4 protein-coding genes and 2 pseudogenes are annotated in these 7,620 nt (G+C 41.8%); all 6 read left to right on the top strand.

Translation table 11 applies throughout. The annotated features are described in order from the left end of the window. Nucleotides 1-643 precede the first annotated feature (643 nt). Complete coding sequence (locus Q0796_RS17860) at nucleotides 644-1,546, top strand: hypothetical protein (RefSeq protein WP_298445790.1); 903 nt, start codon at nucleotides 644-646, stop codon at nucleotides 1,544-1,546. Continuing rightward, nucleotides 1,533-2,849 carry a hypothetical protein gene (locus Q0796_RS17855; RefSeq protein WP_298445787.1) on the top strand — a complete coding sequence of 439 codons (1,317 nt, stop codon included), beginning with the start codon at nucleotides 1,533-1,535 and terminating at the stop codon, nucleotides 2,847-2,849. Before Q0796_RS17860 ends, Q0796_RS17855 begins: the two co-directional genes overlap by 14 nt. Before the next feature lie 422 nt (nucleotides 2,850-3,271). Further along, complete coding sequence (locus Q0796_RS17850) at nucleotides 3,272-4,948, top strand: alginate lyase family protein (protein WP_298445784.1); 1,677 nt, start codon at nucleotides 3,272-3,274, stop codon at nucleotides 4,946-4,948. 9 nt (nucleotides 4,949-4,957) lie between these two features. Then, on the top strand, nucleotides 4,958-6,181 hold the full coding sequence (locus tag Q0796_RS17845; RefSeq protein ID WP_298445781.1) for a glycosyltransferase family 4 protein: 1,224 nt from the start codon (nucleotides 4,958-4,960) through the stop codon (nucleotides 6,179-6,181). 28 nt (nucleotides 6,182-6,209) lie between these two features. Next, nucleotides 6,210-6,621: pseudogene (locus tag Q0796_RS17840) on the top strand (glutamine--fructose-6-phosphate aminotransferase); the annotation flags it as partial. A gap of 387 nt (nucleotides 6,622-7,008) precedes the next feature. Then, nucleotides 7,009-7,542 (top strand): annotated as a pseudogene (locus Q0796_RS17835) (ISAs1 family transposase); the annotation flags it as partial. Nucleotides 7,543-7,620: the final 78 nt, after the last annotated feature.

Here is a 7,620-nt window from a genome sequence, read left to right as displayed (position 1 = left end):
AATCGCCCAAGCCTTAACTGCACAAACTTTGTTGATCATCAATTGATCGTGTCAATTAGGGGCGGGTGAACGGTTACGCTTTTATGGCCGTGACAACCTGAAAGCTACACTCAATGCGATTTGAGCTAAAGTTGCTGGCTAGGTCATCAGTACTGACTGACGCGCAATAGGTTTCCTTGGAATGAAAATAATAGGGTGAGGAAACTTGTAGTGGAGTTGAAACTAACCATTCAGGCTACCCGAACTCTTAAAGGTAGTTATATGTCGGCATTTTTTTGTGGGATTTAGTAGCGGTCGTCAGTATGCTTTCATACGTACTTAGTCGAAGAAGGATTTGGCAAGCCGTTTACTTATAAAATATCGATTAATATATTGGATGTGGTAAATGGAAAATTCTGTCGTTTTGCTGGTGACGTAGTCTCAGAGTTTCTTTGACTGTGAGTGACTCTCAGGTCAAATCTTGACTCGAATGTTTTATGTGAGTCGAAAGCGTCAAAACAACGTCTATATGAATGATGGTTGATACATATATACAATAAGCTTTTCAAATGAAAGGGCTAGTTTTAAAGACGTTGTCGATGCCACCTATTAAACACGGGTGTTTCTTTGAGTATCATTAAGTTTATTCTTTTGTAGGAAATGTATGGGTAACACGTGGTTAATATTTGGTAAAGTGCCGCCTCCACATGGAGGTGTTACCATTTCAGTATTGAATTTAATAAATTCATTGAAGTTTCATGGTTATAATGTGGTGCTAGCTAATTTTAGGTCGTTATGTACTGTAAAAAAATACAGTGTCTCGCATATAAATTATTCTAAGCCATTATTTAGATGTTTGGCTGTGCTTTTGGGGAGGCTTTTTTCTAAAAAGGTGGTTTTCGTTGTTCATGGTGAAAAATTTGATAAAAGCAATCTTTGGAATATAATCTCTCTGAAGTTTGTAAATCATGTCCAGGTGTTAAACGACACTGCTTTTAAACAAGTGTCTGATGACAAAGCTTTTTTGTGTCCGCCGATTTTCAAGGAGGGAATGGAAAAAGAAAAGTTTAAGAGTAATGGTGATGAGGAGAGAGACATTCTATTCTATATTTCATCGGGTAATAAGAAGGATATCTATAGTATATACGGAGTTGACTATATAGCTGAAATAGTAGATAGGATTCATCATAGGTTCTTAATCACAATTATTGATGTGTCAGGAGAATTTCGAGATACAAAGCAATTCAGATATTCTAGTGTGAAATACATTGGAGAAGGTGTTGATTTTATAAGTAAGTTGGCTTGTCACAAGTTATATATAAGGCCTACGCGAACGGATGGTAACTCTGTAGCAATATTAGAATCTTTGGTTTGTGGTACGCCCGTATTGGCAAGTGACTGCGTAAAACGTCCAGATGGTGTCATAACGTATGACTTTTCTGATTTAACCTCATTGGAAGAGATTATTGAACAGGCGCATAATAGTATTCCTTCTGTTAATATTCCTAGCGTAACATATTTAATGGAAAGTATCACAGACGGTAATTTGTCAGATGAAATTAAGTAAAGTCAAATCCATTTATAATAATTTGCCACCAACAATCGCAAAGCCACTTCAATACTTACCATTTGAGTTGTTTCTTGGAAGTGTTTATCGAAAGCAACTAGAAAAACTACATTTGTTTCACGCTCAAAAATCAGAGATTGTTGAAAGGGCCCATAGACAGTTGTTGTTCGATTATTGTAACTGGGCAATTGATAGCGTTCCGTTTTATCGAGACTTTTCTAGAAGTTCTAGGATAGGTCATGTAAGTAGTTTTGAAGATTTTTATAAATTACCGATAATTGATAAGGAGCAGATATGCGAGGATCTGCGCTGGTTTAGTCCAAAAGATAGAGTTAAATCCTTTTCTGTTACAACTGGTGGCACAACTGGAAAACAAACTAAGATTTTGATGTCAAATGAAGCTTTTAGAAAGGAATGGGCATTTGTAGCGCACTTTTTATACACCAATGGCATTGATATAAATGAGTCTCGTCTTTGTTTTAGGGGGGTATCTACAGTTGCGAATAGGGTGGTCAATTATAATCCGTTATATAAAGAATTGCAGGTGTCGCCATTTAAAATATGTCAATCGAATATAGATGAAATAATGTCTAATGTATTAAGGTTTAATGCTACCTGGATACACGGATATCCTTCAGCAATATCAGATTTTGCCAAGTTAATATTAAAGAATGGAATTGACCTTAAATTTAAGTTGGTTTTGCTTGTATCTGAGTCCTGTAGCGATGATCAGCGTTATGTAATTTCTAAAGCGTTCGGAGCTAAAGTTGTTACATTTTATGGCATGACAGAGCGTGTTATATTCGCAGGTGGTGAAGTTGGCGCTAAACTTAGTTGTAACAAGCTTTATGGTTGTACTGAAATAGTTGGCGGTGAATTGGTCGGTACGGGGTTTGTTAATAAGGCGACGGCACTAATCAGATATAGGAGTGGTGACCAAGCATTGACGCATTGTGATGACATTGGTAACGTAAGTGAGATCTCAAAAGTAATTGGTCGTTGGGGCAAGGAATACCTAATAGGTAAGTCCGGCACTCATATAACTATGACAGCCCTTAATGTGCATGATGATATATTTGATAGTGTAAGGCGTTATCAGTTTCGTCAAAAAAGAGTAGGAGAGTGCTTAATAGATATTGAATTTTACTCAAAGGATTATGATGTATCCATTGTACCAAAGGTTGTGTCATTGTTTCAGTCGAAGCTTGGTGGAGAAATAATATTAACCCCTAATGTTGTTGATGAAATCTCATTGACTGGTAGGGGAAAGCATAAATTTATAATCAACGAACTTATCGATTGACCAATTAATTTGCGTTTTTTGTTATTGTTAACATTCGTTGACGGCTTAAATGAGATATTTTTAATTATTTATAGCAGCTATACGCCAGCCAATATGCTCGTCTTTGATTATAAGGAGTTTAAGGCGGCGTTGTTGTTCCTCGCTTGAAGCACAGTAAATCGAATTTCCGTCCCCATAGTGCTCAGGGGTATCACGCAATGCTGCGCTAAGTCAAATATTCCAGAAAGTGCCATTGAAAGTGGTTTTTTGTGCTAACCAAGGGCATACTTGTTAATGAGATTTTTCTTCTGGTAGTAAAGGCTAGTCAGTTACCGATGTTTCATCGGGGATTTCATAACGACGCATAAGCAAAACTCAGGGCTACAACATTTGCAGTGTAGTCTCGGTTTCAATCAACGAAGCCTAAGGCCAAGGGAGGTTCTTTGTTCGGCGTTAAGCGTTTCCTGCATATTATCACTAAAACATCATTATATTTTCATACACTTCGTCACCTTCGTTTTATTCAGTTTGCAGACAGGATTAGACGACGGTTACGGCGCTTAGATACAGAGGTGGCATCTGATCTTAATCTGAGAAATACAAGCCGTAATTGGCTTCCTGTATATCTCGGCAACCGCTCTATGAATCTGAAAAATGAATTTAAGTTCTTGAATAGAGTCGGAGTTGTACATGATGTTTCAGGGTGGAATGATAAAGATCAAGAAAAGCTTTGGCTTTATAATCTCCATTATTTTGAAGATCTAGTTGCACTTGATGCGAGTAAACGAAATTATTTACACAGTGATTTGGTCGATAAATGGATCAATGAAAATCCACCTCCTTATGGCAATGGGTGGGAACCATATCCGCAGTCTCTACGTATTGTTAATTGGATTAAATGGTTTTTAAATGGTGCTGATGTCAAGGAGCTATGGCTAAGTAGCCTTGCACAACAAGTTTATGTTTTAAGCCAACAGATAGAGTACCACCTTCTTGGTAATCACCTCTTTGCAAATGGTAAGGCACTAATATTTGCTGGTCTGTATTTTGATGGTGATATTGCTGAGAAATGGCTGCAAAAAGGTATTTCGATCTTAGATAAAGAATTGGAAGAGCAGGTGCAGTTGGATGGCGGCAACTTTGAACTTAGTCCCATGTATCACAATATCCAGCTTCAAGATCTTCTGGATCTTATAAACCTTGCTAATACCTACAATCATCCACTACTGAATAGTAGAATTACGGTATGGCGACAGACTGCTGCTGCCATGATTGGTTGGATGAAGTGTATGACTCACCCGGATGGCGAAGTAAGTCTGTTTAACGACTCAGCCATTGGAATCGCTCCGTCAGCAAAAGGACTGATTGACTACGCTTGTGCAATGGAGATACATTCCGTAGATAGAAGCAAGGTAGTATCATACAAAGATATTTTGCTTAGTCACTTCATTGATACTGGTTACATAAGAGTCAACAGCAACGACAGTGTGGCACTCCTAGATTGTGCAAGAGTTGGTCCGGATTATATACCCGGTCATGCTCATGCGGATACTTTGTCTTTTGAACTTTCGTTATTTGACCAGCGTTTATTCGTCAACTCAGGAACCGGTTGTTACGGCCTAAGTGAAGAACGTCTTCGGCAACGCAAAACAGCCTCGCATAACACTGTTACCGTGGATGAACGGGACTCATCTGAGGTATGGGGAGGTTTCCGGGTGGCTAGGAGGGCTTATCCATCAACGCCGGTTATTAATGTTAGTGATGGGATTTCCGTAAGTTGTTCTCATAATGGTTATGGACGGTTAAACGGCAATGTGACGCATCACAGGAAGTGGCAATTTGATAGTAAAAGGGTAGTGATTAGAGATCGGTTAGAGGGAAAATTCTCCAAGGCCCAAGCTCACTACCATATTCATCCAGAGGTCGATATTCAGGCGATGCATGGTGGTTATATACTCACCTTGTTAGGAGGTCAAAAGTGTCGTCTGCGTGTCGCCAATGGCTGTGCCAATATAGAAGACTCTACTTGGCACCCTGAATTCGGCTTAAGCATTAAGAGTAAGAAAGTTGTGGTGACGTTTAATTCGCCCACACTTACGATAAGTATTGATTGGGATTAGATAATAATCATGCATATATTGTTTTTGAGCGATAACTTTCCACCTGAAGGTAACGCACCAGCGACTCGAACATATGAGCATGCGCTACGTTGGGTGGAAGCAGGCCATACAGTAACAGTAGTCACAGGCGCACCGAATTTTCCGGAAGGAAAAGTTTTTTCTGGGTACAAGAATTGCTGGTATAAAAAGGAGAATATTGATGGCATTAACGTGGTACGAGTGAAAACCTATATCACGGCCAATGAGGGCTTTGTTAAGCGGATTTTGGACTATATGTCTTTTATGGCATCAGGCTTTGTTGCTGGATTGTTCCAGAGGCGGCCCGATGTGATCGTTGCCACGTCACCCCAATTTTTTACAGCAGTTGGGGGCTGGTTGCTTTCTGTCTTTAAACGCAAGCCGTTCGTGTTCGAGTTAAGGGATATCTGGCCAGCGTCAATTACTGCTGTCGGAGCTATGAAAGAGAGTTTGGCTATACGGCTTTTGGAAAAACTAGAATTGTTCTTGTATCGAAGAGCCGATGCCATTGTGTCTGTGACCCATTCGTTCAAGCAAGAGCTAGTCGAGCGTGGTGTGGACGGCAAAAAGATCGCCGTTGTGTTAAATGGTGTTGATTTGGAGAAATATGCGCCCGTAACCCGCAAAGATCCAGAACTTGCGGCTAAGTATGGCTTAAAAGGCAAGTTTGTTGTGGGTTACGTGGGTACACACGGTATGGCCCATGCCCTCGAAAGTGTGGTAGATGCCGCACAGAAACTGAAGAATATGAGAGATATTGTCTTTCTTTTCGCCGGGGGGGGGGCTGCGCGTGAGCAAGTTAGAGCTTATGCAGAGAAGCAGAATTTGGGTAATGTGCTCTTTGTTGAACGACAACCTAAGGAAATGATGCCGAGAGTCTGGAGCCTCTGTGATGTCTCTTTGGCAAATCTGAAAGACAGTGAGTTGTTCCGAACCGTTATTCCTTCAAAGATCTTCGAGTCCATGGGGATGGGTTTGCCAATCATTATGGCGGTTCCAGAAGGTGAAGCGACTCAAATTGTCGAGCAGACTGGATCAGGACTGGTTGTCCCTCCTGAGTCTCCGAGTCGTCTAGCTGATGCTGTCGTTAAATTAGCCAACGACAACGAGCTATACAAAACCATTGGGAAAAACAGCTTAGTTGCAGCAAATCAATTTAGCCGACAAAAGTTGTCCTCCGACATGCTCGAAAAACTGATCGAGATTGGTGGGTAAGGAAGCAGATATTGAAGGAAGCAAAATAGTGTGTGGCATTGTCGGCGTGGTAGCGCAACGAGACTTGGCTGAGATCCTGGTAGAGGCATGAAACGGCTGGAGTACCGGGGTTACGATTCTGAGGGGGGCTGAACACCGAAGGTTAATTGGGAAGGCTGAGCCGTGTCTGCAAGGTGCAAGAGTTGGGCTACACCCAGTTCGAGCCTCCAGGCTGGCGATACCGGTATTGCCCACACTCGTTGGGCCACCCATGGTCAGCCCTCTGAGCGCAACGCTCATCCCCTTCAGTCTGGCGGTGACGTCTCTGTGATGCATATCGATATCATCGAGAACCATGCTACCCTACGCACCATACTGCAATATATAGGCTAAGTCTTTACTTCTAAGTGGTGATCGCCCACCTGGTGCCCCATGAGTTGAAGAACGCCGATTCTCTGCTGGTTGGGCGTTGTGAACAAATCTCAAGAAACCTTCTGACTGGTCGTTGATCTGATCCCGTGACAATCAATCAGGGAGCAGTATCATGGACAAATCGAGCAGCACGATCATCAATTGAAAGCAGTACAATGATGCTTTGGTCAACCGAGGCTTGCTCAGTTTCGGCTTGATGAAGATATGGTCGGTAAATGGCGCTGTGAGGAATTCCACGGTGGCGGAGGTTCGGGCTTCGAGTACCGTGACTCAGCCCCCTAAACAGCTTTGATGCCAGGGAAAGATCATGAAACCCCCTGCTCTAATGGGCTTTGTAGAAATATTGGAAACAAAAATCTTCCCTTAATCAACAGTCTGTGATCTTATGCTTATTTTTAAGACAGCAGAAAGTAAAGATGAACGCACATAGCCTGATTGAGCAACTGTCGATTATTCGAGAGCCGAGACAACAGTGGAAAGTCGACCATCTGTTAACTGATATTTTATTTCTCACTATTTGTGGGGTTATTGCAGGAGCAGAAGGTTGGGAAGAAGTCGAGGATTTTGGGCATGAACGGTTAGATTAGTTGCGGCAATATGGCGAGTTCATACGGGAAATTTCAGCACACGATACCATTGCCCGAGTTATGAGTACTATCAGTGCAAAACGCTTTCAGACAGCGTTCAGCGAATGGATGAAAGGTTGTCACGAGATAACCCAAGGTGACGTTGTCGCTATCGATGGGAAGGCCGTTAGACGTTCATATGACAAAGCCAAACGGCAAGGGGCTATCCACATGGTTAGTGCCTTTTCTGCCGCTAATAACGTCGTGCTGGGGCAGGTGAAAATAGAAGAGAAATCTAACGAAATCACCGCTATTCCAGAGCTTCTGAAGTTACTTGAAATCAAGGGCTGTCTGGTCACTATAGATGCCATGGGGTGCCAGAAAGGTAACCGTTCACCCGCCCCTAATTGACACGATCAATTGATGATCAACAAAGTTTGTGCAGTTAAGGCTTGAGCGATC

The sequence above is a fragment of the uncultured Ferrimonas sp. genome (assembly GCF_947489035.1).
GTDB lineage: Bacteria > Pseudomonadota > Gammaproteobacteria > Enterobacterales > Shewanellaceae > Ferrimonas.
This window is presented reverse-complemented; position numbering and strand designations above follow the sequence as displayed.